At 62.8% G+C, this 25,358-nt stretch carries 24 protein-coding genes and 1 other RNA gene; 13 read left to right on the top strand and 12 right to left on the bottom strand.

Annotated elements, in window-relative coordinates; all coding sequences use genetic code 11:
* Window positions 1-36: 36 nt before the first annotated feature.
* The 5 genes from rplT to ACNSPV_RS07675 form a co-directional block, all read right to left on the bottom strand.
* Window positions 37-387, bottom strand: coding sequence for a 50S ribosomal protein L20 (gene rplT / locus ACNSPV_RS07695; RefSeq protein WP_005928218.1), 351 nt, complete (start codon window positions 385-387; stop codon window positions 37-39).
* Window positions 388-442: 55 nt separating this feature from the next.
* Window positions 443-646 (bottom strand): 50S ribosomal protein L35, encoded by a 204-nt coding sequence (gene rpmI, locus ACNSPV_RS07690; protein ID WP_005928215.1) that lies wholly within the window; start codon window positions 644-646, stop codon window positions 443-445.
* Between the two features lie 18 nt (window positions 647-664).
* The gene (gene infC / locus ACNSPV_RS07685; RefSeq protein WP_249238338.1) at window positions 665-1,243 is read right to left on the bottom strand and encodes a translation initiation factor IF-3; all 579 of its coding nucleotides are present in this window, start codon (window positions 1,241-1,243) and stop codon (window positions 665-667) included.
* A 309-nt stretch (window positions 1,244-1,552) separates the two neighbouring features.
* The gene (locus ACNSPV_RS07680; protein ID WP_348583821.1) at window positions 1,553-5,245 is read right to left on the bottom strand and encodes a UvrD-helicase domain-containing protein; all 3,693 of its coding nucleotides are present in this window, start codon (window positions 5,243-5,245) and stop codon (window positions 1,553-1,555) included.
* Window positions 5,242-8,598 carry a PD-(D/E)XK nuclease family protein gene (locus ACNSPV_RS07675; protein ID WP_348583822.1) on the bottom strand — a complete coding sequence of 1,119 codons (3,357 nt, stop codon included), beginning with the start codon at window positions 8,596-8,598 and terminating at the stop codon, window positions 5,242-5,244. The genes ACNSPV_RS07680 and ACNSPV_RS07675 overlap by 4 nt, the downstream gene beginning before the upstream one ends.
* Before the next feature lie 142 nt (window positions 8,599-8,740).
* Here ACNSPV_RS07675 and ruvX point away from each other — a divergent pair, with 142 nt between their 5' ends.
* The gene (gene ruvX / locus ACNSPV_RS07670) at window positions 8,741-9,172 is read left to right on the top strand and encodes a Holliday junction resolvase RuvX (protein ID WP_348583823.1); all 432 of its coding nucleotides are present in this window, start codon (window positions 8,741-8,743) and stop codon (window positions 9,170-9,172) included.
* Window positions 9,173-9,202: 30 nt separating this feature from the next.
* Here the strand turns inward: ruvX and ACNSPV_RS07665 are convergent, their stop codons facing one another.
* Window positions 9,203-9,931, bottom strand: coding sequence for a peptidylprolyl isomerase (locus ACNSPV_RS07665; protein WP_348583824.1), 729 nt, complete (start codon window positions 9,929-9,931; stop codon window positions 9,203-9,205).
* 239 nt (window positions 9,932-10,170) lie between these two features.
* Between ACNSPV_RS07665 and ACNSPV_RS07660 the strand changes: the two genes are divergently transcribed.
* The 3 genes from ACNSPV_RS07660 (at window position 10,171) to ACNSPV_RS07650 (ending at window position 11,455) form a co-directional block, all read left to right on the top strand.
* Window positions 10,171-10,485: a DUF1292 domain-containing protein gene (locus ACNSPV_RS07660; protein ID WP_249238333.1), complete on the top strand. Its 315-nt coding sequence runs from the start codon at window positions 10,171-10,173 to the stop codon at window positions 10,483-10,485.
* A 22-nt stretch (window positions 10,486-10,507) separates the two neighbouring features.
* Window positions 10,508-10,712, top strand: a non-coding RNA gene (gene ssrS / locus ACNSPV_RS07655) — 6S RNA.
* 95 nt (window positions 10,713-10,807) lie between these two features.
* Window positions 10,808-11,455 carry an AhpC/TSA family protein gene (locus ACNSPV_RS07650; protein ID WP_348583825.1) on the top strand — a complete coding sequence of 216 codons (648 nt, stop codon included), beginning with the start codon at window positions 10,808-10,810 and terminating at the stop codon, window positions 11,453-11,455.
* 151 nt (window positions 11,456-11,606) lie between these two features.
* Here the strand turns inward: ACNSPV_RS07650 and ACNSPV_RS07645 are convergent, their stop codons facing one another.
* The 4 genes from ACNSPV_RS07645 to ACNSPV_RS07630 are packed head-to-tail and all read right to left on the bottom strand — an operon-like array spanning window position 11,607 to window position 14,419.
* Complete coding sequence (locus ACNSPV_RS07645; RefSeq protein ID WP_348583826.1) at window positions 11,607-11,810, bottom strand: DUF378 domain-containing protein; 204 nt, start codon at window positions 11,808-11,810, stop codon at window positions 11,607-11,609.
* A gap of 59 nt (window positions 11,811-11,869) precedes the next feature.
* Entirely contained in the window at window positions 11,870-12,745 is an 876-nt protein-coding gene (gene ispE / locus ACNSPV_RS07640) for a 4-(cytidine 5'-diphospho)-2-C-methyl-D-erythritol kinase (RefSeq protein WP_348583827.1), read from the bottom strand.
* Window positions 12,746-12,755: 10 nt separating this feature from the next.
* The gene (locus tag ACNSPV_RS07635) at window positions 12,756-13,940 is read right to left on the bottom strand and encodes a pyridoxal phosphate-dependent aminotransferase (RefSeq protein WP_348583828.1); all 1,185 of its coding nucleotides are present in this window, start codon (window positions 13,938-13,940) and stop codon (window positions 12,756-12,758) included.
* Window positions 13,940-14,419 carry an Lrp/AsnC family transcriptional regulator gene (locus tag ACNSPV_RS07630; protein WP_005944413.1) on the bottom strand — a complete coding sequence of 160 codons (480 nt, stop codon included), beginning with the start codon at window positions 14,417-14,419 and terminating at the stop codon, window positions 13,940-13,942. Before ACNSPV_RS07630 ends, ACNSPV_RS07635 begins: the two co-directional genes overlap by 1 nt.
* 232 nt (window positions 14,420-14,651) lie before the next feature.
* On the opposite strand from ACNSPV_RS07630, the gene ACNSPV_RS07625 reads away from it, so the two are divergent.
* The 9 genes from ACNSPV_RS07625 to ACNSPV_RS07585 all read left to right on the top strand — a co-directional run bounded on the left by ACNSPV_RS07625 (window position 14,652) and on the right by ACNSPV_RS07585 (window position 23,424).
* Window positions 14,652-14,921 carry an ACT domain-containing protein gene (locus ACNSPV_RS07625; protein WP_249238329.1) on the top strand — a complete coding sequence of 90 codons (270 nt, stop codon included), beginning with the start codon at window positions 14,652-14,654 and terminating at the stop codon, window positions 14,919-14,921.
* Between the two features lie 24 nt (window positions 14,922-14,945).
* Window positions 14,946-16,307 (top strand): PFL family protein, encoded by a 1,362-nt coding sequence (locus ACNSPV_RS07620; RefSeq protein WP_418268299.1) that lies wholly within the window; start codon window positions 14,946-14,948, stop codon window positions 16,305-16,307.
* A gap of 65 nt (window positions 16,308-16,372) precedes the next feature.
* A complete protein-coding gene (locus ACNSPV_RS07615) occupies window positions 16,373-17,002 on the top strand; it encodes a stage II sporulation protein R (protein ID WP_348583830.1) in 630 nt (209 codons plus the stop codon).
* Window positions 17,003-17,054: 52 nt separating this feature from the next.
* A complete protein-coding gene (locus ACNSPV_RS07610) occupies window positions 17,055-17,525 on the top strand; it encodes a peptidoglycan-binding protein (protein WP_348583831.1) in 471 nt (156 codons plus the stop codon).
* Between the two features lie 321 nt (window positions 17,526-17,846).
* Window positions 17,847-18,989 (top strand): exonuclease SbcCD subunit D, encoded by a 1,143-nt coding sequence (locus ACNSPV_RS07605; RefSeq protein WP_348583832.1) that lies wholly within the window; start codon window positions 17,847-17,849, stop codon window positions 18,987-18,989.
* The gene (locus tag ACNSPV_RS07600; RefSeq protein ID WP_348583833.1) at window positions 18,986-21,790 is read left to right on the top strand and encodes an SMC family ATPase; all 2,805 of its coding nucleotides are present in this window, start codon (window positions 18,986-18,988) and stop codon (window positions 21,788-21,790) included. The genes ACNSPV_RS07605 and ACNSPV_RS07600 overlap by 4 nt, the downstream gene beginning before the upstream one ends.
* 294 nt (window positions 21,791-22,084) lie before the next feature.
* Complete coding sequence (locus ACNSPV_RS07595; protein WP_348583834.1) at window positions 22,085-22,525, top strand: hypothetical protein; 441 nt, start codon at window positions 22,085-22,087, stop codon at window positions 22,523-22,525.
* Window positions 22,526-22,618: 93 nt separating this feature from the next.
* On the top strand, window positions 22,619-22,840 hold the full coding sequence (locus ACNSPV_RS07590; protein WP_120079997.1) for a YdbC family protein: 222 nt from the start codon (window positions 22,619-22,621) through the stop codon (window positions 22,838-22,840).
* 2 nt (window positions 22,841-22,842) lie between these two features.
* Window positions 22,843-23,424: a hydrolase gene (locus tag ACNSPV_RS07585; protein ID WP_348583835.1), complete on the top strand. Its 582-nt coding sequence runs from the start codon at window positions 22,843-22,845 to the stop codon at window positions 23,422-23,424.
* A 181-nt stretch (window positions 23,425-23,605) separates the two neighbouring features.
* Here the strand turns inward: ACNSPV_RS07585 and ACNSPV_RS07580 are convergent, their stop codons facing one another.
* Together ACNSPV_RS07580 and ftsZ are read right to left on the bottom strand one after the other, a co-directional pair.
* Window positions 23,606-24,127: a hypothetical protein gene (locus tag ACNSPV_RS07580; protein WP_348583837.1), complete on the bottom strand. Its 522-nt coding sequence runs from the start codon at window positions 24,125-24,127 to the stop codon at window positions 23,606-23,608.
* 50 nt (window positions 24,128-24,177) lie between these two features.
* Entirely contained in the window at window positions 24,178-25,344 is a 1,167-nt protein-coding gene (gene ftsZ, locus ACNSPV_RS07575; protein ID WP_249238320.1) for a cell division protein FtsZ, read from the bottom strand.
* Window positions 25,345-25,358 lie beyond the last annotated feature (14 nt).

The raw sequence follows: 25,358 nt of genomic DNA, 5'->3' as shown, positions 1-25,358 counted from the left end.
GCGCGTATACGCGGGCGTCACGATTCAGGTTCTTGATCAGGCGTTCTTGACGGTCTCGACCAGAGCTGCAAAGCTCTTGGGATCGTTGATGGCCATCTCGGACAGCATCTTGCGGTTCAGCTCGATGCCAGCCTTCTTCAGGCCTGCCATGAAGGTGGAGTAGTTCATGCCCAGAGGACGGACTGCATTGTTGATGCGGCAGATCCACAGGTTGCGGAACTGACGCTTCTTCATGCGGCGGCCAGCCAGAGCGTAGTTGCCGCTCTTCATGACCTGCTGCTTGGCCATCTTAAAGTGCTTGCTCTTGCAGCCGTAGAAGCCCTTGGCCAGCTTCAGCATCTTCTTACGACGTTTGTGAGTCATGGTTGCGCCCTTGATACGTGCCATTTTATATATCTCCTTTAGTTATCTGTAGTAGAATGTTTGTGCCTGCGGCTCGCTCTTAGGCGTAGGGCAGCATGCTCTTGATGGTAGCTGCGTTGGTCTTATCAACGTAGCTGGGCTGACGGTAGCCACGGGTCAGCTTGGTGGTCTTCTTGGTCAGGATGTGGCTGCGGAATGCGTGGCCGCGCTTGATCTTGCCGTTCTTGGTCAGCTTAAAGCGCTTCTTAGCGCCGGAATGCGTCTTCAGTTTCATCTTAGCCATTTTAGTTTCCTCCTAAAATTAGTCCTTATTGGGTTTCGGGATCAGCAGAATGGACATCGTGCGGCCCTCGAGCACCGGCGGCTTGTCGGTGGATGCCTGCGGCAGAGCCTCGGCAAAACGCTTGAGCACGTCTGCACCCAGAGCACTGTGCGCCATTTCACGGCCGCGGAAGCGGATCGAAACCTTAACCTTGTGGCCAGCTGCCAGGAATTTGGCAGTCTGGTTCAGCTTGGTATTGAAGTCGTTGGTGTCAATATTGAGCGAGAGGCGGGTCTCCTTGACTTCGACCACCTTCTGGTTCTTCTTGGCTTCCTTCTCCTTCTTCTGCTGTTCAAAACGGTACTTACCGTAGTCCAGCACCTTGCACACAGGCGGGACGGCCTGCGGTGCGATCTTGACCAGATCCAGTCCGGCCTCTTCTGCAGCGCGCATAGCCACCTGAATGGACACAACGCCCTTCTGCTCGCCGTCTGCACCGATCAGACGGACCTCACGGTCACGGATCTGACCGTTGATCTCCAGTTCCTTCGACTTTCCAGCGGTAGCGATAATGAATGCACCTCCAAACAAAATCCATTTTGTTGCAATATTTGGCATAGAAAACGCGGCCGCCCATTTTCAGGACAGCCGCGCAAAAATTCACTCAAAAGCCGCAATCCACACAAAGATGAACTGCTTTTCGGGTATAGCCCGGGGATTCCGACCCCACAAGGCGAGCGCGGCACAGGCCGTAGCTGCTTTCTTTACCCGGTTATTTTACCACAGGCAGAAAGCGCTGTCAAGCACTTTTTATGCGTTTTGCGGGAAAAATATGACTTTTGAACCCTCTCAGTCATCGCTTCGCGATGCCAGCTCCCCCGAAAGGGGGGAGCTGGACGCGACCAATGGGAGCGGACTGAGAGGGTTTTACACCTCGATCAGCTTCCCCAGCTCCAGCGAGCAGATGCCTTTATAGGTCACCTTCTTCGGGGCAAAGCGCTTATCGATGGCAAGGGCGTAGAGGTTCAGCTGCGCGCGGTAGGCCCGCAGGAAGTCTGCTTCGGTCTTGCGGCGGTCGGTCTTGTAGTCCAGCAGTTCCAGATGATCCGGATATACCAGCACAAGGTCTGCGATGCCCTGCACCAGCACCTGCTCTCCTTCGGCCCGGACGCCCTCTGTGCCCTGCGCAGCCAGCACCGCTTCGGCTGGCAGTGCCGTGATGAAAGCCAGCTCCCGCAGCACCTCGTCTGCTGTGCAGATCTTTGCAAAGGCCTCGCCTTCCACAAAGCGGCGGATCCGGCTCACATCCAGCTTTTCCGCGATCTCCGGGGCCACAAGCTGCCTGTCCACCTGCCGCTGACGCTCGGCCAGAATGGCTTTTTCCAGCCCGCCTGTAACCTTTGCCGCTGCAAGGGCCGAAAAGTCCGCATGTTCCAGAAAGGCGTGCAGGGCCGTACCCATTTCGGCAGCGGTCAGGCCGTCTCTGGAGAGGAAGGCAGGCCGTTCCAGCGTGGTCTGCTCGGCTTTGTGCACGATGCTGGTCACGCTGACCTTGGCGGGCACAGCGGCCAGCTCTGCCGCCGGGTAATGCCAAGCAAAGCCTTCCTGCAGCCCGGCCACCAGAGCCGGGTCTGCCGGGACGGCTGCAGGCTGTTCCGGCTCCTGCCCGGACGCTTCCGGTTCCGGCTGGGCCTCCTGAACGGATACGGTGATCTCGCTTTCCGTAAACACAAAGGGCAGTTCCAGATCTCCGGCCAGCCGCCGCAGCGGCCCGCCAAAGGGATGCACCAGCAGCGCCGCACGCAGCCAGTCGGCAAAGCTGTTTGCCTGCCGGTTCAGGGTCTCCCCCGCTCCTGCCGCCAGAAACGCCGCCGCCCGGGCAAAGGGATTGCCGGTCTTGGTCATGCCCAGCGGGACGGTCAGGATCAGCATATCCTGTGCGCGGGTGAGTGCCACATACAAAAGGCGCATCTGCTCGCTGCGGGTCTCCTGTGCGTGAGCATTGGCAAGGGCGGTGTATGCGGCGGTCTTGTACAGGTCCCCCTGTTCCGGCCGCAGCCGCAGGCCTGCCCCGTATTCCCGATGCAACAGCACCGGCTGATAGGTGTCGCTCAGGTTGAAGTGCCGGGCCGTATCGCCCACGAACACCACCGGGAACTGCAGGCCCTTGGAGCGGTGGATGGTCATGATGGTCACGCAGCCCGGGCGTGCGCCGCCCGGCACTGCGTCCTGCCCGGTGGAGCCTGCCTGTGCCGCCGCATCGATGGCACGCACCAGCGCCGAAATGCCGTTTGTGCCGGATTCCGCACAGAACGCTGCAAACCGGCGGGCATCCTCCCGGCGGCGGGCTCCGTTTTCCAGCACGCCCAGCGCGGCAAGGTAGCCGGTGGAGACAAAGATCTCTTCCAGCAGCTGCTCTGCCGGAACGCTGCGGGCCATGCGCCGCATCTCGGTCAGCCGGGCGTAAAAAGCCTTCACCTTTTGGGTGAACGGCGTTTCATTTTCGCTCTGCACCACCTGCAGCACTGCGCCGTACAGGCTCATGCGGGTGTGCTTTGTGCCGGGCTCCTGCTGTTTTTTCTGCGCCTCCTCGCTGCAGGCCCGCAGACGCACAAGGTCGTCGTCTGTAAACCCGAACATCGGCCCCAGCATGGCAGCAGCAAGATAGATGTCCTGCGCCGGGTTGTCGATGACCTTTAAAAGCGAGATCAGCGGACGGATGTGCGGGGCTGTCATCAGATTTTCCCGGGCGTCCGCGTAGACCGGGATGCCCCGGGCCGTGAGCGCTTCTTCGTAGGCCAGAAAATCCCCGCGTGCCGCCAGCAGAATGCAGCAGTCCTCGTACTGCACCGGGCGGGTGGAGCTGCCGTCCCGCACCGGTGTGCCGTTTTGCACCAGCTCTTCGATGTGCTGGGCGATCCACGCCGCGTCGGTCTCGGCGGTGTCGTCCGGCAGGAAGTGTGCCTCCACGCTGCCGGCGTAGTCGCCGGGTGCACCGCACACCAGCCGCTGACCGTCGCCATAGGCGGTATCGCCCAGCCGGGGCGTCATGAGCTGTTCAAAGATAAAGTTGATGCCTGCCACCACCTGCGGGGCCGAGCGGAAGTTGGCATCCAGTGCCAGCAGTGCATCGGTGCCCGGCGTTCCCTCTGCCGGGCGGGGCCGTGCCGTGCCGCCGGGCAGAGGGGCCCAGACATCCAGCTTCGTCCGGAAGATGCTGGGGTCGGCCTGCCGGAAGCGGTAGATGCTCTGTTTCAGGTCGCCCACCAGAAACAGGTCGTCCCCCGCCGGGGATGCAAGGCAGCGATAGATGGCATCCTGCAGCGCGTTGGTGTCCTGATATTCGTCCACCATCACAGCGGCGTAGTTCTGCCGGATGCTCTGGCACAGCGGGGTAGGTTCTCCCTCCGGCGTGCGCAGCAGCCGCAGGGCCTGATGCTCAAAATCGCTGAATTCCAGCAGTTTGCGCTCCTTTTTCTTTGCCGAGAAACGGGCGTCAAAGTCCCGCACAGCGGCAAACAGGGCCCGCAGCCGGGGCAGCGCCTCCCTGCGGTCGGCTTCGGCCTCCTCCTCGCTGCAGGAGATAAGCTCCGTGATCTGCTCGAACAGCTTGGCAGCTTCATCCGTGCGGGTGCGCACCGCTGCCTTGTGGTCGCCGGTCAGCCGCTTTTTCATGCCCTTGAAGCCGGGCATCTCCTCCATACCCAGCACATAGGGCGTGAGCTTGTCATAAAGCGGTGTCCACTCCCCTGCCGCCGCCAGCCGCTCCACCTCGCCCAGCAGGGCAGCGGCGTTTTCCAGACGGGAGAGCGGCTCTGCAAATTTATCGTTGACGCCCGCCGCGGCCTTGGCTTTGGAGGCTGCCGTCTTTCCTTTTTCCTCGGCCTGCGCCTGCGCAAGGGCAAAGTCCTCTCTGCAGTCGGCCAGCGCCGCCGTCAGCAGCTCCCGGGCCGCTCCGGCGCAGCGGGCCGCTTCGGCCAGCAGCAGGTCATGCCAGCAGGTGGAGCCAAAACCGTTCTCCTGCTGCCATGGAGCCAGATATTCGTCCATGCGGCGGTCGTAGTCCGGCAGTGCACGCAGAAAATCGTACACATGCAGGATGGTATTGCCTGCGGCCTGATCGGTGCGGCCCTTGCCGTAAAGGTCTGCAAAGGCGCAGAAATCCGGGTCGCGGTAGGCATTTTCCAGCGTTTCGGCCAGCGCCGAAGCCCGCAGCACCTCCACGCTGCCGGGGTCTGCCGGGGCAAAGTCCGGCGGGATGTCCAGCGCCTGAAAGTGTTTGTGCAGCAGATCCAGACAGAAAGCATCAATGGTGCAGATGGGTGCCCGCTGCAGCAGCATCCGCTGGCGGCGCAGGGCCGTGTTGTGGGGCTGCTGCACGCTGAGCCGCAGCAGTGCCTGCCCGATGCGGGCCCGCAGCTCTGCCGCCGCCGCATTGGTAAAGGTGACGATGAGCAGCCTGTCTGCATCCACCGGGTGCTCCGGGTCTGTGATGAGCCGCACGGCACGTTCGGTCAGCACCGCTGTTTTGCCGCTGCCCGCCGCCGCACTCACCAGCAGCGCACCGCCCCGGTCCTCGATGGCGGCCCGCTGGGCTGGGGTCCATTTGGGTTCGCTCATGCCTGCTCACCTTCCTTCTCGTTCTCGGTCTCTTCCGGCTCAAAGGGCTTGGCCGGAGCCTCCAGCGCACGCTCACCGATGCCGGTCTCGTGGCAGCAGATAAAGCTGTAGTCGCACCAGACGCAGGGGTTCCTGCCTGCCCCGGCTACCAGCGGTTCCGCTTCGATGCGGCCGCTGTAGAGCTGGCTGCCCATCTGGGTTACAAGGTCATCCAGATGCAGCTGGATCCGGTTGAGCTTGGCGATATCCGCACGCTTATCCTTCTGGTTGGGGCTGGGCTTGCCGTCCCGGTAGCCAAAGGGCAGGTAACGGCCGGTCTCGGCGGCGTCCATGGCATCGAACACCCGCTGCTCGTCCCGCACAAGGCCGTCCAGCTCGTATTCCGTTCCGCGCTCTGCCTGCTGCCGGGCCGTGGTCTTGGGGGCCGGGTCTGCCAGCAGGTACAGAACACCTGCGGGTTCCGCGCCGGTAAAGCGCCCGCTTTTATCCCGGGTCAGGCTGAACAGATACAGCAGCATCTGGCAGTCCAGCCCGCAGTAGACCTCCTTCAGGTTCAGCTTTTTGGTGCCGGTCTTGTAGTCCACCACCCGCACCCAGCGGGTGCCGTTTTCCTCCACCCACTCGTCGGCGCGATCCACCGTGCCCACCAGCTGCACCGTGCGTCCGTCCGAGAGATGATACACCTGCCCGGGCACGGCGTCCTCCCCGGAGCCGATGCGCAGCTCGCAGGCTGCCGGGTGGAAGCAGGACTGCTTCTGTTCGTCCCGCAGATAGCACAAAAGGCCGGTCATGCTTTTTTTGAGGCGGGAGAGCAGGTAGGTGAACCGGGCCGTATCCTCGGGCAGATAGCGCTTTGCATATTCATCCACCAGCAGGCTGGCAAGGCCCGCCATGGCTTCGTCGTCCAGTTCCAGAAAAGGCGTCAGCGCCTTGCAGGGGTTATCCGCAGCCGGGTGCGGGTCCAGCGCCATCTGCAGCACCCAGTGCATCAGGGTGCCGCTCTGGTCGGCTGAAAGCTCGGCCCTCCTGCGGGGGCGCAGGCCCAGCACATACTGCAGGAAATAGCCATACCGGCAGGTATAGTATTTTTCCAGCTGGCTGGGCGAAATGCGCAGCCGCTGCCCCAGCAGACCGCTCAGCGCGGACAGGTCGTTCACCTGCCGGGGCGGGTTCTCCTCCATGCGCTGCAGCAGCGCAAGGCCCCGGGGTGCATCCGTCTGCGGCAGGCGCAGCGCCTCGGTCAGACTGGCGCGTTCCGTGTCGGTCAGCGGCCAGCCGCCCAGCGTGTCCAGTGCATCGGCGGGGGTAGCCGCAAGGTCGGGAAGCTCCAACTCCGGTGCCGCCGGGTGCAGGGCCTCCACGATAGGCTCCAGCGCTGCGCACAGGGTCTTGCCCTGCCCCTTGGGCCAGCTGAGCCACAGTCCCTTGGCCGGGACGGTAAGGGCCTTGTAAAAGCACACCTGCTCGCGCACCACGCGGTTCTCAAAGCAGTCCGGCAGGTCGATCTGCTTTGCCATCAGGGCATCGCGGTCGGCGTGGGTCAAAAGGCCCGTCTCGGACGGCGCACAGGGGAACTCCCCTTCCGCAAGGCCCAGCACAAATACATAGTCCGGCGCATCCAGACGCATTTTGCCGGCGCTTGCCAGCACCACCGCGTCCAGCGTCTGCGGGATGTGCCCAAGGTCCGACGAGCGCAGCAGCAGGCTGAACAGATCCTCATATTCCGCAAGGGTCACGCCCTGCCCGCCCAGCAGGTGGGCCATTTCGTCCAGCAGCTGCATCACCACGTTCCACTCCCGGGCCGCTTCCTCTGCCGCCGGGATGCCCCGGGCCGCACGGATGGACTCGATTTGTGCGGCCTGCTGTTCCTCGGCTCCCAGCTCCTTCAGGCAGAAATACAGTGCCCGGCTGATCTGCTCCGCGTTGGCCCCGCGCACCCTGCCGCGCAGGCTGTCCACCGCCGTCACCAGCAGCTGACGGGCCTTTTCGGCATCGGCCAGCGTTTTCCGGTCCTCATCGGTCAGCTCGTTCTCGCCAAAGCCCTGGGGGCTTTTTTCAAAGCCTGTCCGCCACGCCGCCGCATCGGGCGACCAGGTGTAGGCATAGTTTTCCAGTGCACAGACCTCCGGTTCGCTCAGGGCGCACAGGCCGGTCTTGGCCAGAACGGTCAGGTTCTCGGTCATGTCCGCACCGCGCACAAGGGCCAGCAGCGCACGCACCGCCGTGGCCGGGGCGCTGAACTCCGGGGTGGTGGGTTCATCACAGTAGAGCGGGATGTCTGCCATGCGGAACTCGTACCGGATGGCGGCGCGATAGCCGGCGATGTCGCGGCAGACCACCGCGATCTTTCCGCAGCGCACGCCCTGCCGCATCAGGCGGCGGATGGCCGCAGCGGTGCAGCGGGCTTCTTCTTCCCGGCTGGCGGCCGCAAACAGCCGCACCTCCGGTGCCGCAGGCGGCACCTCACAGGTGCCGGTCTCCAACAGTTCCGTCACAGCGGCAAGGCCGGGGGCGTCCCTGTGGCGCAGGTCTGTGCGCAAAAGCTCCGGCACTGCCGCTTCGGCCCCGTTTTTGCGGGCCAGCTGGCGCAGCTGCGCCGCCACCTGCTTTGCGCCGGAAAACAGCCCCATCTCCCCCGGCACCATGGGAGAACCGTCGTCACACAGGGCCACCGTGACCGTGGGCAGTGCCGCCAGCATCGCACCCATCAGCCGCTTTTTGGGGGCGTTGAAGGTATCAAATTCGTCAATGAACACCTCCCGCTCCCGCAGAAAGTCCGGCAGCTCGCCCCGGGCAAGGGCGGCTTCCAGCCGGGCCGCCGCCAGCTCCAGCCGGTCGGAGGGGTCCATGCCGGTGCCCGCCAGCAGCGTCTCGTAGCCCTGAAAGATCAGCGCCAGCTCGCTCAGCTTGCCGCTCTCGGGGCCGCAGTCCCGGGCCAGCTCTGCCAGCTGTGTGCCGGAAAGTCCGGCACTCTTCAGCTCGTCGATGGTCTGGGCCGCCATCTGGCAGAAAGCTGCGCTGCGGCGGTGGCGGTAGTAGTAATGCACGTTGTCCTGCAGTTCTTCCAGTGCGCGGCGCACCAGCACGGCCCGGCCTGCGTCCGAAAGGGTCTGCACCGCCGCACCGCCCTCGGCGGAGAGGATGCGCTCGGCCAGACTGGTAAAGGAAAAGCTTTCCACCATGCCGGAAAGAGCATCGCCCAGTTCCCGGTAGATACGGCCCTCTGTGCTGGAGGTGAACTGTTCCGGCACCAGCAGGATGCTGTACCGGCCTGCCTCGGCCCGGGCGCGGATGCGGGAATAGAGCAGCGTCGTTTTGCCGCTGCCGGAGCCGCCTAAAACCAGTTTGAGCATGGGGCACTTCCTCCTTGAAAAACGATCTGTGTTTATTGTAACACGAAAATCCTCTCAAAAGAAGTGTTATTATCTACCCTTTAGCCTTCAGCTGTGGTACACTTGGACCGATAAACTTTTCCACACAAGAGAGGAAGCCTGTATGAAAATTTTAGCTGTTGACTACGGTGACAGCCGCACCGGCCTTGCCACCTGCGACCGCACCGAGTTCCTGACCACCGCCATCACCCCGCAGATCACCCTGAAAGCCCGCAACAAGATAGCCGCCCGGGTATGCGAGGTGGCAAAGGAGATCGGTGCTGAGCTCATCGTCATCGGTCTGCCGCTGAACATGGACGGCACCGAGGGCGAGCGCGCCGCCAAGAGCCGCAAGCTGGCAAAAACGGTCGAAATCTGGAGCGGCCTGCCCGTGCGCATGTGGGACGAGCGCCAGACCACCTGCGCCGCTGCCGACCTGCTGGACGAGAGCGGCACCTTTGGCACAAAGCGGAAGGAAATTCTGGACTCTGTGAGCGCCACGGTCATTCTGGATGACTATCTGGCGTGGCGGAAGGAGCACCCGGGGGAGAGATAAGAAAAAGGACACCTGACGGTGTCCTTTTTCTTATTCGTACTGCGTAATGCTCACGCTGTTGATGGTGATGTCCTCACAGGGCTTCTGGTTTTCGTCCACGGCAGTCTGGCCGATGGCATCCACCACGTCCATGCCCTCGTACACCTGTCCCAATACCGTGTCGGTGTAGTCGAGGTAGGGCGCACCGCCCGCCGTCTGGTAGGCAGAAACGACCTCTGCGCGGTAGCCGGCACTGTTCATCTGATCCACCAGCTCCTGCGTCACAGACTGCTCTCCCGGCAGGGTCTGCACCACGTAAAAGACGCTGGCACACTCGCCGGAAGCATCCGTGCCCATGCACAGGGCACCGGAATAATGGTGCAGGCTGTCGGTGGTCTCAGCCGGGTAGCGGCCGCCGTTCCAGATAGTGCTGCCCCTGCCGTCGGCCCCCTGTCCGGCCTCCACCACAAAGCCGCTCTCCACACGGGAGACTGTCAGGCCGTTGTAGTAACCCGCCTGCACAAGGCCCACAAAGTTATCATAGGCCTGCGGGGCCTTATCCGGGAAGAGCACCGCCCGGAACACGCCCGCCGAGGTATCGAACACCGCAACGGTATCCCCCGCCGCCGGGTGGGTGAACTGCAGCTCTGCCGACTCCACCGCCGGGCGGTCGATCTTCTGGGCAGTACTGCCGCCTCCGCCGACGCCGCCAAAGCTGCAGCCGGTCAGGGCCAGTGCTGCTGCCAGCACCAGTGCCGCCCATCTTTTTTTATGCATCATTTTCACCCACGCTCCATACACTCTAGTAACCGCACGGCACACCGTGCGCAAAAGATTCAGAGGATAGTATATCATATTCTGCCCCAGAGTTCGAGAGCAAATGCGTGAAAATTTGTTACACAATTTCTGTGCGAAAAAGCATCTTGACGAGCAGGCAAAAAAACGCTACACTATATGCAGACCCGAGCGGGCGACACACAAGCGGCCCGTTTTATGACACGATACAGGAGACGCTATCTATGTCTGATGAGATCAAGAACCCCAATACCGAAGAGGAAAATCAGCCTGACCTGATGACCCTGGAAGATGAGGACGGCAACGAGATCACGTTTGAGGTGATCGATGCGCTGGACTACAAGGGCGTGCATTATTTGGCTGCTGTGGAATACGCCGAGACCGAGGAAGAGGCTGAGAACGCTCAGTTGGTCATCCTGAGCGTCGGCGAAGACGATGAAGGCGAGTATCTGGACGTCGTGGATGACGACGAACTGCTGCTGGAGCTGGGCAAGCTGTTTGAAGAGCGCCTGAGCGACGAGTACGACATCGAAGAATAATTCCAGACAAATTACCCGGCAAGACTTCCTGCCCGGCTCGATTTGTTGCGGTTTATATGATCCTACTAATCATTCAACGGGAGCCCGGAGTTCTCCGGCGGATTGCAGACCTCCCCGCCATGGGTCGACCATGGAGGTTCGATGAGGAAGCGTGAATCCGGCGACAGGGCACCCACCTGTCCGTAAGGGTAGGTTTGATTGACCGCAGACGACCGGGCGGGATCTTTTTATAGCAATCCATCCACCGCTGTCCTCTGCAAAAACAGAGACAGTGTGTGGATTTTTTTATTTCCCTGAATATGGAAAGGATGTGCATTGCGGCATGAAGTCAGAACATCTGGTTGGCACCTCCATCCCCCGTTTCACCTTTGATACCCCCACCACACCGGGAAACGATTTTTATAAGCTGTGCGAGGGTGAGCACCCGCTGGTGATGATCTTCCTGCCAGCCTTCGACCACCCTGTCACCCGGGAATACCTGACCCGCTACCTGCAGACCCTGCCCAGACTGCGCGGCGTGCGTCTGGCCTGCGTGGTGCACTCTTCGCCCCGCACGGTGGCAAAAGCCACACAGGGAGCCGAGTTTCCCTTCACGCTCATCTGCGACGCGCCGGGGGTGCTGTACGGCTATCTGGGCGTGGAGCAGGCCCGGGGCATCCTGAGCTGGAGCTTTGCGGCCCAGCGCATCTACAAAACCGCCAGAGAGCAGGGCTACCGCTACGACACCAGCGCCCCGCAGCTGCTGCCGCTGACGCTGGTGGTGGGCCATCAGGGCAGGATCTTGTTCACCCACTCCGGCCGCAGCCAGACCGACCTGCCCGAGGACTGCGCCGCCATCCGGGAGATCACCCGCGAGGTGGTGCGCACCATGGCCGAGGACCAGCGGCGTGCACATTCCCACTGCTCGGACGAGACGCTCACCCTGCCGGATCTGGTAGGGTGGGACGATCTGGACGGAAGCAGTAATTGAGTCAACAAGCAAAAGCACCTGTCATTGACCCTCTCAGGCGCTGACGCGCCAGCTCTCCCGAAGGGAGAGCTTTTTTACTTCTGGAGGACAGGCACAATAAAGCTCCCCCTTTCGGGGGAGCTGGCAATGCCGCAGGCATTGACTGAGAGGGTCATTCATCCGTTTCATCCGTAAACAGCCCCGGGATGCCGCACAGGGCTGCGATGCCCACCAGTGTGAACACGATGCGGGACCAGATGGATGCGCTGCCGCCCAGCAGCCAGCCCACAAAATCGAACTGGAACAGCCCCACAAGGCCCCAGTTGATGCCGCCCACGATCAACAGGATCAGGCAGATTTTATAAAAGGTCTGCACAAAAAAGACCTCCTTCCCTTGCGGACAGTATGCCCCGTGGGAAGGAGGTCTATGCATTTTTATCGGCTCACCCGTGCGCCGCCGCGGTCAGGCTGCGCCACGTACACCTGCTTCCAGCGCCGCTTTGCGGCCTGTGCAGCAGCCCGTGCGGCCCCTTCGTCCCGGAACACGCCGAACACCGCCGCACCGCTGCCGGTCATCAGGGCGGTGACAGCGCCATGCTCCCGCAGCAGAGCCTTGATGGCCCCGGTATCCTTTGCTCCGCTGCACTCTTCCAGCGCATTGCCGGCGGCGGCGCAAAGGGCATCCAGATCTCCGGCACGGATGGCGGCTTCCTGTGCGCCGCAGTCCGGGTGGACGCTGCTGCCCACCCGGTCGTAGGCCGCAAAGGCCTCCGGGGTGGAAACGCCGTAGTCCGGCATCACCACCGTGAACCAGCACTCCGGCACTGGCGGCAGGGCCTTGAGGAAGTCTCCCACGCCCTGCACCCGGCAGGTGCCGCCCATCAGGGCAAAGGGCACGTCCGCACCGATCTTTGCGCCCAGTGCACACAGCTCACTCATGGAGAGCCGCGCACCGTACAGCTCGTTCATGCCCACCAGCACAGCGGCGGCGTCGGCGCTGCCGCCTGCCATGCCTGCCCGCACCGGGGTATTTTTATAGATGGTGATGTCCACACCCGCCAGAAGGCCGGTGTAGTCAAAAAAGGCCAGCGCTGCCTTGATGGCAGTGTTTTTGTTATTGGGGGCCACCAGACTGCCCGGCAGCCGCAGGTTCAGGTAGGGGCTGCGGCGCAGCACCACCCGCTCGTAGAGGGTGATGGCCTGCATGGTCATGTCCAGATCATGGTAGCCGCTCGGCAGAAGACCCACCACATCCAGCGCCAGATTGAGCTTTGCGGGGGCCAGAACGGTCACGCAGTTCAGCCTTGCCATTTGTTCCTCCTCAGATGCCGTGATAGATGCCGTTTTCCTGCAGGAATTCCCGGATGCGCCGGAGCGCTTCCTTCAGATGCTCCACGCTGTAGGCGTAGGAAATGCGGGCGTAGCCTTCGCCGGAAGCGCCAAAGGCGTCGCCGGGGATGATGGCCACATGCTTCTGTTCCAGCAGCTTCGTGCAGAAATCCTGACTGCTCATGCCCGTGCTCTTGATGCAGGGGAAGGCGTAGAACGCACCGCGCGGCTCAAAGCAGGTCAGGCCCATATCGTTGAAGGCCTTCACCACAAGGCGGCGGCGCATATTGTACTCGTCGCGCATGCGGTCGATCTCGCCGTCGCACTCCTTCAGGGCAGTGATGGCGGCGTACTGGCTGGTGGTGGGAGCGCTCATGATGGCGCTCTGGTGGATCTTGGTCATGATCCGGATGATGGGTGCCGGGCCGCAGGCATAGCCCAGACGCCAGCCGGTCATGGCGTAGGTCTTGGAGAAGCCGTTCACCACGATGGTACGCTCTGCCATATCGGGCAGGGTGGCAATGGACACATGGGGCCGCAGGCCGTAGTTCAGCTCGGCGTAGATCTCATCCGAGAGCACCATGATGTTGGTGCCGCGCAGCACCTCAGCAACGGCTTCCAGATCCTCGCGCTCCATCACCGCACCGGTAGGGTTGTTGGGGAACGGCATGATGAGCAGCTTGGTGCGGGGGGTGATGGCAGCCTTGAGGGCGTCAGCACGCAGGCGGAACTCGTCCTCCTGACGGCAGGCCACATGCACCGGCACACCGCCGGACAGGGTGGTGATGGGCTCGTAGCACACAAAGCAGGGCTCCGGGATGATGACCTCGTCCCCGGGCTGCACCAGCGTGCGGATGCACATATCAATGGCTTCGCTGCCGCCCACCGTGATGAGCACCTCGTGCAGCGGGTCGTAGTGCAGGCCCATGCGGCGCTCCAGATACTTTGCCACCTCGGCGCGCAGCTCCTTCAGGCCTGCGTTAGAGGTGTAGCGGGTGCGGCCATGCTCCAGACTCTCGATGCCGGCTTCGCGCACGGCCCATGGCGTTTTGAAGTCCGGCTCGCCCACGCCCAGACTGATGCACTCGGGCATTTCGGCAGCCAGATCGAAAAATTTGCGGATGCCGGAGGGGCGCATGGCCTCAGCGGCAGGCGCGATCAGTTTATCGTAGTCCATCACAGCACCGTGCACTCTCTTTCATCGATTTCTTCGTCCTGATACAGGCGGCCCTCCTTTTTATAGGTGCGCAGCACAAAGTGGGTGGCGGTGGACAGCACATCGTCCAGCGGAGACAGGCGCTTTGCCACGAACAGGGCGATCTCCTGGAAGGTCTGGCCCTTGATGACCAGCTGCAGGTCGTAGCCGCCGCTCATCAGCAGCACGCTCTCCACCTCGTCAAAGGAGGCAATGGTGGCTGCGATCTCGTCAAAGCCGCGGCTCTTCTTGGGGCTGACGTTCAGCTCGATGACGGCCTCCACACGGTTGACCCCGGCCTTTTCCCAGTCCACAAGGGTCTTGTAGCCCTTGATGATGCCCTGCGCCCGGGCCAGATCGATCATGGCCGCCACCTCGGCGGGAGATTTATTCAGCATCGTGGCGATGTCCTCAATGGGCAGCCGCGCATTGTCTTCCAGGATCTTCAAAAGCTGTTCCATAGTATCTTGCTCCTTCTCAGCCCGTAACCGGGAAATAAATTATTTATAAGTATAGCACAAGCTGTAAAAGATTGCACCCAATTTTTGGGATAGAATGTCTTTTTCCCTTCGTGTCTGTTCTTTTTTACAAAAAGTGTGTTCAAATTTTGCCAAATCTGCTATACTGGAAGGGTAAGAGTGTGCCGGAGCTTTTGCGGCACCGTTCATCAAAAGGAAAACGAGGGTGGAAACGATGAAAGCATTCATTACCGTCATTGGTCACGATACCGTGGGCGTTGTTGCCAAGGTCGCCGGTCTGTGCACCGAGCTGAACATCAACATCGAGGACGTGACCCAGAGCATCCTGCAGGGCATGTTCGCCATGATCATGCTGGTGGATATCTCCAAGTGCAATGTGAGCCACGAAGAGCTGCACAAGCGCTGCGATGCACTGGCCGCCGAGATGGGGATGCAGATCAACGTGACCCGTCAGGAAGTCTTTGACGCCATGCACACCATCTGATGGAGGGAGTACACTGCAATGAGTATGTTTAATACCGGTGACATCCTCGAGACCATCGAGATGTTCACTCAGGACAATCTGGATGTGCGCACTGTCACCATGGGCATCAGCCTGCTGGACTGCATCGACCCGGACCCGAAGAAGGCGTGCGAGAACATCTACAACAAGATCACCACCAAGGCTGCAAGCCTTGTGCCCACCGTGGAGCACATCAGCGCCGAGTATGGCATCCCCATCATCAACAAGCGCATCAGTGTCACCCCCATCGCCATGCTGCTGGGTGCCTGCCCGGATGCCGACCCCGTGGACTTTGCAAAGACCCTGGACGCTGCCGGCAAAAAGGTGGGCGTCAACTTTGTGGGCGGCTACAGCGCTCTGGTGCACAAGGGCTTCTCCGCCGGTGACCGCCGCCTGATCGAGTCCATTCCCCGTGCGCTGGCCGAGACCGACATCGTGTGCAGCTCGGTGAACATCGGCGCCACCAAGGCAGGCCTGAACATGGACGCCGTCAAGCTCATGGGCGAGGCCGTCAAGAAGGCCAGTGAGCTGACGGCCGACCGTCAGTGCATCGGTGCCGCAAAGCTGGTGGTGTTCTGCAACGCACCGGAGGATAACCCCTTCATGGCCGGTGCATTCCACGGCCCCGGCGAGCCGGACTGTGAGATCCACGTGGGCGTTTCCGGCCCCGGCGCTGTGCGCGCCGCACTGGCCCGCCTGCCCAAGGATGCTCCCATCGACGAGGTGGCAGAGCTGGTCAAGCGCACCGCCTTCAAGATCACCCGCGTGGGCCAGCTGGTGGCAAACCTTGCCTCCAAGGCTCTGGACGTGCCCGCCGGCATCATCGACCTGTCGCTGGCACCTACCCCCGCCATTGGCGACAGCGTGGCCAACATTCTGGAAGAGATGGGCCTTGAGACCTGCGGCTGCTGCGGCACCACCGCCTGTCTGGCCCTGCTGAACGATGCTGTGAAGAAGGGCGGCGTGATGGCCTCCAACCACGTGGGCGGTCTGTCCGGTGCCTTCATCCCGGTCAGCGAGGACGCCGGCATGATCCACGCCGCCGAGATCGGCTGCCTGACCATTGAAAAGCTGGAAGCCATGACCGCCGTCTGCTCGGTGGGCATCGATATGGTCATCATCCCGGGCGACACCACCCCGGCCGTCATCAGCGCCCTGATCGCCGACGAAGCCGCCATCGGCATGGTGAACAGCAAGACCACCGCCGTGCGCGTCATTCCCGCCATTGGCCGCAAGGCCGGTGAGGTGCTGGACTTTGGCGGTCTGCTGGGCTATGGCCCCATCATGGCCGTGAACCAGCACGACCCGTCCGTGTTCATCAACCGCGGCGGCCGCCTGCCTGCCCCCATGCAGTCGCTGAAGAACTAAGAGAATAAATCTACTCCAACAGGCCCATCCTCTGGATAACATTTCCAGAAGAAGGGTCTGTTTTTATGTTATCCAGAATGCTTACACGCGCTCAGATGGCGCTGCTCTGCCTTGGCCTGTTTCTCGCCCTTGCCCTGTGCGGCGCATGGCAGGCATTTGCATGGGGCCGCACCCAGCTGGACACCGGGACGCTGGTGTGCGCCGACACCCTGCGGCTGCACATCCGGCCCGAGAACGATTCCATCGCCAGCCAGAGCGCAAAGCTCCATGTGCGAGACGCCGTGCTGGCCTATCTGGACGCCGCCTGCCCTGCCAAAAGCAAGCCTGACGCCCTTTGCTGGGCGGCGCGGCATCTGTTTGAGCTGCAGCTCACGGCCCGGCACGCGCTGGCAGGGCTGAACATCCGCGCCCCGGTGCGGGTGCAGCTGGTGAACATGTACTTCGACACCCGGCGCTACGCTTCGGGCATCCTGCCTGCCGGGCGGTACGACGCGCTGCGCATCCAGATCGGCGCCGGCACCGGCCGCAACTGGTGGTGCGTGCTCTACCCGGGCCTGTGCCGCTCTGCCTGCGGGGGCTACGCCCGGCCCGCCGAAAACGACCTCGTCTGCGGGAACTACATCCTCCGGCTCCGGCTGGTGGAATGGGTGCAGCAGCACACCGCCCGCCGGGAGGACGTGGTGCTGCTTGGGTAACGCCCGGCGCTTTCGCCGCATAGCATAGGGCGAAAGGAGTGTGCTATCCACTATGGCGATCCCTGCTTATTATTCCCTGCTCCAGCGCGGCTCCTCCGGGCCGGACGTAGCCCTTGTGCAGACCTGGCTCAACGGTGTGCGCGATGCCTGCACCTGGTACAGCGAGCTGAAGACCGACGGAAAATTCGGCATTTCCACCGAGAACGCCGTGAAGGAGTTCCAGCTGAAAAACAAGATGAATGTGGACGGCAAGGTGGGCGCGAACACATGGAACGTGCTCTACACCCGCTACACGGCCAAACACGGCCTGCATGTGCCCTACCCCGGCATTGCCCTGCGCAGCGGCTCTTCCGGCGGCACAGTGCGTCTGGTGCAGCAGAAGCTCAACTCTCTGGGCGAGCGGCTGACCGCAGACGGCAGATTCGGGGCTTCCACAGCTGCAGCGGTGCAGCGGTTCCAGCGCCGCAACAGCCTTGCCGCCGACGGCGCGGTCGGCAAAGAAACGTGGGAGAAGATGTTCTGATCCTTTGCAGGTCGTAAAACGATCTGGAATGGCCGCCGCGTGCGCTTTGGCCACATTCAGCGGAATAAACTTTTATTATTTGTGGATCGGAAACAACGGCGGTTGTTTCCGATCCACTTTTTCACAGTTGGGGCCGTAACCGTCAGCAGCATTTTCAAGAGCGGCTTCTGCGCTTTGCCTCCTGATGCATAAAAGCCCGCCCTTCGGGAGAGCCGACAATGCGAAGCATTGACTGAGAGGGTTTTCCCTTTTTTGTTTTCCTTGCCCCCACCCCCGCCCTGCTGTATAATAAAGAAAACTCTGAAAAGGCGGTGTTTCCGTTTGCGTTTTCTGCATCTTTCCGACCTGCATCTGGGCAAGCGGGTGTGCGAGTTCTCCATGCTGGACGACCAGCGGTACATTCTGGAACAGATCCTCTCCCTGCTGGACAGCACGCCCGTGGACGGTGTGCTGCTGGCGGGCGACCTCTACGATAAGCCCGTTCCCCCTGCCGAGGCCGTGCGCCTGCTGGACTGGTTCCTCACCCAGCTGGCTGAGCGGCAGCTGCCGGTGTTCGCCATCAGCGGCAACCACGACTCCGCCGACCGCATTGCTTTCGGCGCGGCCCTGCTGCAAAACAGCCGGGTGTACGTCAGCCCGGTGTTCACCGGTGCGCCGGTGCCCATCCCCCTCACCGACGAGTACGGCACGCTGGACGTGTACCTTCTGCCCTTCCTCAAGCCCGCCATGGTGCGGCATGTCTGGCCGGACGAGCCTGTGGAGAGCTACAACGATGCCCTTGCCTGCGTGCTGCGCCACTGCCCGCCGGACCCGGCGCACCGCAGCGTGCTGGTGGCCCATCAGTTCGTGGCCGGTGCTGCCTGCTGTGAGAGCGAAGAGGTGTCGGTGGGCGGCGTGGACAGCGTGGACGCCAGCCTGTTCGATGCCTTTGACTATGTGGCCCTCGGCCATCTGCACAGCCCCCAGAGGGTGGGCCGCGACACCGTGCGCTACTGCGGCACCCCGCTCAAGTATTCCTTCTCGGAGGCCCGGCAGCACAAAAGCGCCTGCTTTGTGGAGCTTGGGCCCAAGGGCGAAGTGTCCATCACCACCGCGCCGCTCACCCCAAAGCACGACCTGCGGGAGGTGCGCGGCAGCTACATGGAGCTGACCGACCGCCGCCGCTACGCAGACACCGCCGTGGACGACTACCTGCACATCACCCTGACCGACGAGCAGGATGTGCCGGACGCGCTGGCCCGCCTGCGGGTGATCTACCCCAACCTGATGCGGCTGGACTACGATAACCTCCGCACCCGGGAAGATCAGCAGATCACCGCACCGGAGCGCGCCGAGAGCATTACCCCGCTGGAGCACTTCTCGGCGTTCTACCAGCTGCAGAACAACCAGCCGCTGACCGCTGCGCAGGCGGCATTCTGCCAGCAGCTCATTGAGGAGATCTGGAAGGAGGGCGAGGACGCATGAGACCGCTCAGACTGACCCTTTCGGCCTTTGGCCCCTATGCGGGCGAGACCGTGCTGGAACTGGAAAAACTGGGAAAAGGCGGTCTGTACCTTGTCACCGGCGACACCGGCGCGGGCAAGACCACCCTGTTCGATGCCATTACATACGCCCTGTACGACCATTCCAGCGGCGGTGTGCGCGAGGGTGCCATGCTGCGCTGCAAGTATGCCGACCCCAGAACGCCCACCTTTGTGGAGCTGGAATTTGAGGTGAACGGCCAGCGCTATACCGTGCGCCGCAACCCGGAATACACCCGTCCCAAGGTGCGCGGCGAGGGCTTTACCACCGAAAAGGCGGATGCCGTCCTCACCTTTCCCGACACCCGCCCGCCGGTGACCAGAGCCAAGGACGTGACCGCCGCCGTCATGGAGATCATCGGGCTGGATTACAGCCAGTTCTGCCAGATCGCCATGATCGCACAGGGACAGTTCACCCGGCTGCTCAACGCCTCCACCGAGGAGCGCAGCCGCATCTTCCGCAAGCTGTTCCGCACCCAGCGCTACGCCCGCCTGCAGGAGCGCTTGCAGGCCGAAAGCGCTGCCCTCAGCCAGCAGCGCACCGCCCAGAATGCAAAGCTGGACAGCCTGCTCTCCGGCATCCAGTACGCCCCCGATGACCCGGACACCGAGGCTCTTGCCGCGCTGAGTGCCCAGACCGAGCCGGACGCCGCGCTTGCTTTGCTGGACGCCCTGCTGGCCCGCCAGCGGGCCGCACAGGAAAGCACAGCTGCCGCCCTGAAGGACACCGAAGCGCAGCTGGACGCCGTGCAGCAGCAGCTGGGTGCGGCACAGCAGGCCCGGCAGCTGGCAGAGCAGCTGGCTGCAAAGCAGGCCGACCTTGCCGCCGCGCAGCCCGTACTGGAAGCCGCCCGGGCCGAGAGCGCCCGTCATGCAGGCGATGCCGCACAGCTGGACCTGCTGGCCGGGCAGGCCACACAGGCCAAAGCCGCCCTTGCCGCCTATGACGAGCTGGAACGGCTCTGCCGCCAGCAAGGCACTGCCCGGGACGCCGCACAGCTGGCCCGGGCGCAGGCCGCACAAAAGCGCGCCCAGCTGGAAGAGCTGGCTGCAAAGCTTGCTGCCGATGAACAGGAACTGGACGCTCTGGCCGACGCTTCCACTCGCAGGCTGGCGCTGGAAACGCAGGAAAAGGAGCTGGCCCAGCGCAGCACAGCGCTTTCCACCCTGACCCAGCGGCTTACCGCCTGCCAGCAGCTGGCCCAGAAGGCCCACCGGGCACAGGAGGCCTACCGCACCGCCGCCGAAGCCAAGGCGCAGGCGCACACCCGCCGGGATGCTCTGGACCGGGCATTTCTGGACGCACAGGCCGGGCTGCTGGCCCAGAGCCTGACCGAGGGTGCTCCCTGCCCGGTGTGCGGCAGCACCCATCACCCAGCCAAGGCCCAGCTGCCCCGCACCGCCCCCACGCAGGCACAGGTAGACGCCGCCAAGCAGGAAGCCGAGACCGCAGATGCCCTTGCCCAGAAAGCCAGCGCCGCCGCACAGAGCGCCAACGCTGCCGCAGAGGAAGCCCGCCGCTCTCTGCGCCGGGATGCCGAGGATCTTCTGCCCGAACGGTTCACTGCGCCCGACGGCCCGGTGCAGCTGACCTTCAAGGGAATGAGCGCCGTGCTTGCCGAGGAGACCGCCGCACTGCACGCGGCACAGGCCGAATGCACCGCAGCCCTGCGCCGGGCCGCAGCCGACTGCACCCGCCGCACCGCATTGGAGGCCGACCGGCAGACGAGGACCCGCCAGCGCCCGGCACTGGAACAGGCGGCATCCGAGGCAGACCGCTCTGCCGCCGCCCAGGCCGCGCAGGCCGACGCACTGGAACAGCAGATCGCCGGGCAGCGTTCTGCCCTGCCCTACCCCCAGCGAGCCGAAGCACAGGCTGCGTTGGATGCACTGGAAGCCCGCCGCACCGCTCTGCGCACCGGCATGGAGCAGGCGCAGGCTGCCCTCAAGCGGGCGGAGCAGGCGCAGGCCGCCGCGCAGGCCGCCGTGGATGCCCTGCAGGCGCAGCAGACCGCCGCAGCACAGGCCGTGCCCGCACAGCCGCTGGAAGAGTTACAGACCCTGCAGACCCGGCTCATCGCTGCCCGGAGCGCTCTGCGCGAGCAGGAACAGCAGCTGGCAGCACAGCTGCTGCCCAACCGCGCTGCAGCAGAAAAATACCGCGCTGCCGCTGCCGCCCGCACCCAGCTGGAACAGCGCTGGCAGTGGGTGAGCGCCCTTGCCGCCACAGCAGGCGGCACCCTGACCAGCAAGCAGAAGATCCGGCTGGAAGCCTATATCCAGATGAACTATCTGGACCGCATCCTGCGCCATGCCAACACCCGCCTGATGCAGATGACCGCCGGGCAGTACGAGCTGGAGCGCATCGGGGCAGAGAACCAGCGCAGCCAGTCCGGGCTGGACCTTGGCGTCATCGACCACTACAACGGCACCCGCCGCAATGTCAAGACCCTTTCCGGCGGCGAGAGCTTCAAGGCCTCGCTGGCGCTGGCGCTGGGCCTTTCGGACGAGGTGCAGAGTGCCGCAGGCGGCATCCGGCTGGACACCCTCTTTTTGGACGAGGGCTTCGGCAGTCTGGACGAGGAATCGCTGGAACAGGCCATGCGGGTGCTGGCGGGGCTGACCGAGGGCGACCGGCTGGTGGGCATCATCTCCCATGTGAGCGCCTTGAAGGACCGCATCGACCGACAGGTGGTGGTGCGCAAAGCCCGCACCGGTGGCTCTACCGTAGAATTGATCGTGTGAAACACCGCAGGCCAGCAGGGAGCTTTCTCCGCGAACAGCGACGGGTTGCGACACCCAGCATCCGCTTCGCTATCGCTTGCGTCTTGCTGGCCGCTGCCCCAACAGCTTCTCCCTGTTTTCTGCCGCGGGCAGCGGTCGTCGCTGTTGCAAGACTCCAGTCCCGCCCTACTGCTTGCGGCAGCAGGGTCCCACCCCCAGGACATTCGCTGGAGAAACTCCCTGCCGTCCTGCTTCACTGCCTCTTTATAAGTTACATCTTTCCGGGGCATCCTATCCCCGGAGGTGATTTTTTCAATGAACTCTCTCACGCCCTTCATCCGCCACGAGATGGACGAACAGCCCGGTGCTTCTTCTGCACCGGAAAACAGCTGCTCCCGCTGCAGCCCGCCGCTGGGCAAAGAGCCGGAGGCTCCTGTCATCCTGCCGCCCGGCGACCCCACTGCCCCCGGCACACAGGTGCCGCCGCACGTTGAAACGCCGGGCCAGACGCCCCACCCGGACACCGGCAGCACCCCGCAGGGTGTGCCCATGACCGACGGTACCCCTGTGGCCTGCCGCCAGAAAAACGCCAAAGATTTTTTAGCCGGAGACGTGCAGACCAGCGTGATGGCCCACTATGCCCCCGGGCTGTTCAGCACCGGCCAGCACACCCACTCCCGCCATCCGGCCCCGGACGAGGACACCGCCGCCGTGCTGGAACTTGTGGACTGGCGGGAAGAATCCCCCTATGGCTAAAAATTTTTCAAATTATTTTCGCTCTACCTGTTGAAATCTTCGTCCGCTTCCCTTATTATGGTAGCAAACAAAGATAAAGGCAGGTTTTGCATCATGGCAGAGATCAAATACGAAGTAGTTCAGCGCATTGCAGTGCTCTCGGAGCGTCCCCGCGGCTGGGAGCGTCAGCTGAACCTCATCAGCTGGAACGACGGCGAGCCCAAATACGACATCCGCGACTGGTCCCCGGACGGCACCCGCATGGGCAAGGGCATTTCCCTGAGCCATGACGAAATGGCCATCCTCAAGGGCCTGCTGGACGAGCTGGAGCTGTGAGCATGGGCGACCGCGAAGAGTTTTTGCAGATCTGGAAGCAGCACGTCACCCGCCCCGGCGGCGAAAAGCTGCTGGACTGGCTGGACCACAAGACGGATTTCTTCACGGCACCGGCCTCCACCCGGTTCCACGGTGCCTGTGAGGGCGGGCTGTGCATGCACAGCCTGAACGTCTATCACGCGCTGCACGACACCTTTTTTGCCGAGGGCGACAACGAGGAGAGCTTTGCCATCTGCGCACTGCTGCACGATCTGTGCAAGGCCAACTACTACAAGCCCGGCACCCGCAACGTGAAAAACGAAGCCACCGGCCAGTGGGAAAAGGTGCCCAGCTACAGCGTGGAGGATCTGTTCCCCTACGGCCACGGCGAAAAGAGCGTATTCCTCATCGAGCGGTTCATGAAGCTGCGGGTCGAGGAGGCCGTTGCCATCCGCTGGCACATGGGCGGCTTTGACGATGCGGCCCGGGGCGGCTGTTTTGCCATCTCGGAAGCCTACGACAAGTATCCCCTTGCCGTCAAGCTGCACATCGCTGATCTGGAAGCCACCTATCTGATGGAGCACCGCACCAGCGCGGTGCGCTGAAACCGCAAAGAATAAGCCCGGACAGGCCGCAGTTTTCTCTGCTGTGCCTGTCCGGGCTTTTTAAATCAGATCGCCTGCGGGACGGATGAGCGCAAAAAGGGACTGCCACCCCATCCGGTGCAGCAGTCCCTTTTTTATTTCGGTTTCTGTCCCGCAGAAGCGGAGCATCCCAGCCAATACGTCACGCGCCCATCATATCGTCGAACCAGTTCATCAGCTCCACCGAGAGGTGCTCCAATCTGGTCTGGGGCTTCCAGTCCGGCTGAGCAGGCTGTGGGGCTTCCGGCTCGGGCTGCGGGGGCTGTTCAGCCTCCGGCTCCGGTCGCGGGCTCTGGGCAGCCGATGGTACCGGCTGCGGGGGCGTATGTGCCGCAACCGGCACAGGCCGCACAGCTTCCGCATGGCGGGCCAGCTCCTGACGCAGCTGCTCTGCATGAGCGCCCGCGCACTCAGCCTCCTGCCGCGCCTGTTCACAGGCCGCTTCCAGCTGGGCATTTTCCTGCCGCAGTGCCGCCATCTGCCGCTCACAGGCAAACAGACGGGTCTGGTAGCGGAGGATCTCCGCACTGGCAGCTGCCAGCTTGCGGTTCAGCTGTTCCAGCTGGGCACACACCGCCTTGGGCGGCTCTGCCGAAGCCTTTGCCGCGGCAGACTGGGCACAGCGCTGCCGCGAACCATTGTTCTGCTGCCTGCCCTGCGCCATGGTGTCCCTCCGATCCATCCGTTACGCCTGTATGCTTTATCTCCCTGTTTTTATCTGCGCTTGTTCAGCATGGCCATCAGCTGATCGTAATAGCCATTGTCGCTGTTGTCCTCTTCCACCGGCTTTGCAGCAGCGGAAGCAGCCGGTGCTGCGGCAGAAGGCTCCTGCGCTGCCGCCTCGCTGCTGAACACTGCAGACGGGGTGGACTGTGCGCCGCCCATGGCATTGCTGATACTGCTGCGCAGGTCGTTTGCGCTCTTGTTGTCAAAACCGGTGGCAACAACGGTCACGCGCATCTCGTCCGAGAGGTTCTCGTCGAACGCAGTACCCCAGATGATGTTCGCATCCGGATGTGCGCTCTGGGTAATGAGGCCTGCTGCGGTCTCCACATCCTCCAGACCGATGTCCGGGCTGGAAGTGATGTTGATGATCACGCCGTGTGCACCGGCAATGCTGGTCTCCAGCAGCGGAGAGGAAATGGCTGCCTTGGCAGCGTTCTCGGCCTTGCCTGCGCCCTTTGCGCTGCCCACGCCCATGTGTGCGTAACCGGCATCCTTCATGATGGAGCGCACGTCGGCGAAGTCCAGATTGATGAAGGCGGGCACGTTGATCAGGGCAGAGATGGACTCAACGCCCTGACGCAGCACGTTGTCTGCAGCCTGGAAGGCATTCATCAGGGTGATCTTTTCCTGGCTGATCATCTTCAGACGCTCATTGGGGATGACGATCAGGCTGTCCACATGCATGAGCAGGTTTGCAATGCCCTGCTCTGCCAGACCCATCTTGCGCTTGCCCTCAAAGGAGAAGGGCTTGGTGACGATGCCCACGGTCAGGATGCCCAGATCATGGGCGACCTCGGCCACAACGGGAGCCGCACCGGTGCCGGTACCGCCGCCCATACCGGCAGTGATAAAGACCATCTGAGAGCCCTTGAGTGCATTTGCGATCTCGTCCTTGCTCTCCTCGGCAGCGCGCTGGCCGATCTCCGGGTCTGCGCCTGCGCCGCGGCCCTTGGTCAACTTGGAACCCAGCTGCACCTTGGTGGCAGCGTGGTTCTTGGCCAGAGCCTGCTGGTCCGTGTTCATCGCGATAAATTCAACGCCCTGCAGGCCATCGCTGACCATGCGGTTGACCGCGTTGCCGCCGCCGCCGCCAACACCGATCACCTTGATCGTCGTAACGTTTTCGTCCATTTCTTCATCGAGCATGAGTGCCATAACTTTGTCCTCCA

This window comes from Faecalibacterium sp. 3 (genome assembly GCF_048323735.1).
Taxonomy (GTDB): domain Bacteria; phylum Bacillota; class Clostridia; order Oscillospirales; family Ruminococcaceae; genus Faecalibacterium; species Faecalibacterium wellingii.
The sequence above is the reverse complement of the archived record's forward strand: the minus strand, read 5'-3'. Positions and strand labels throughout refer to the sequence as shown.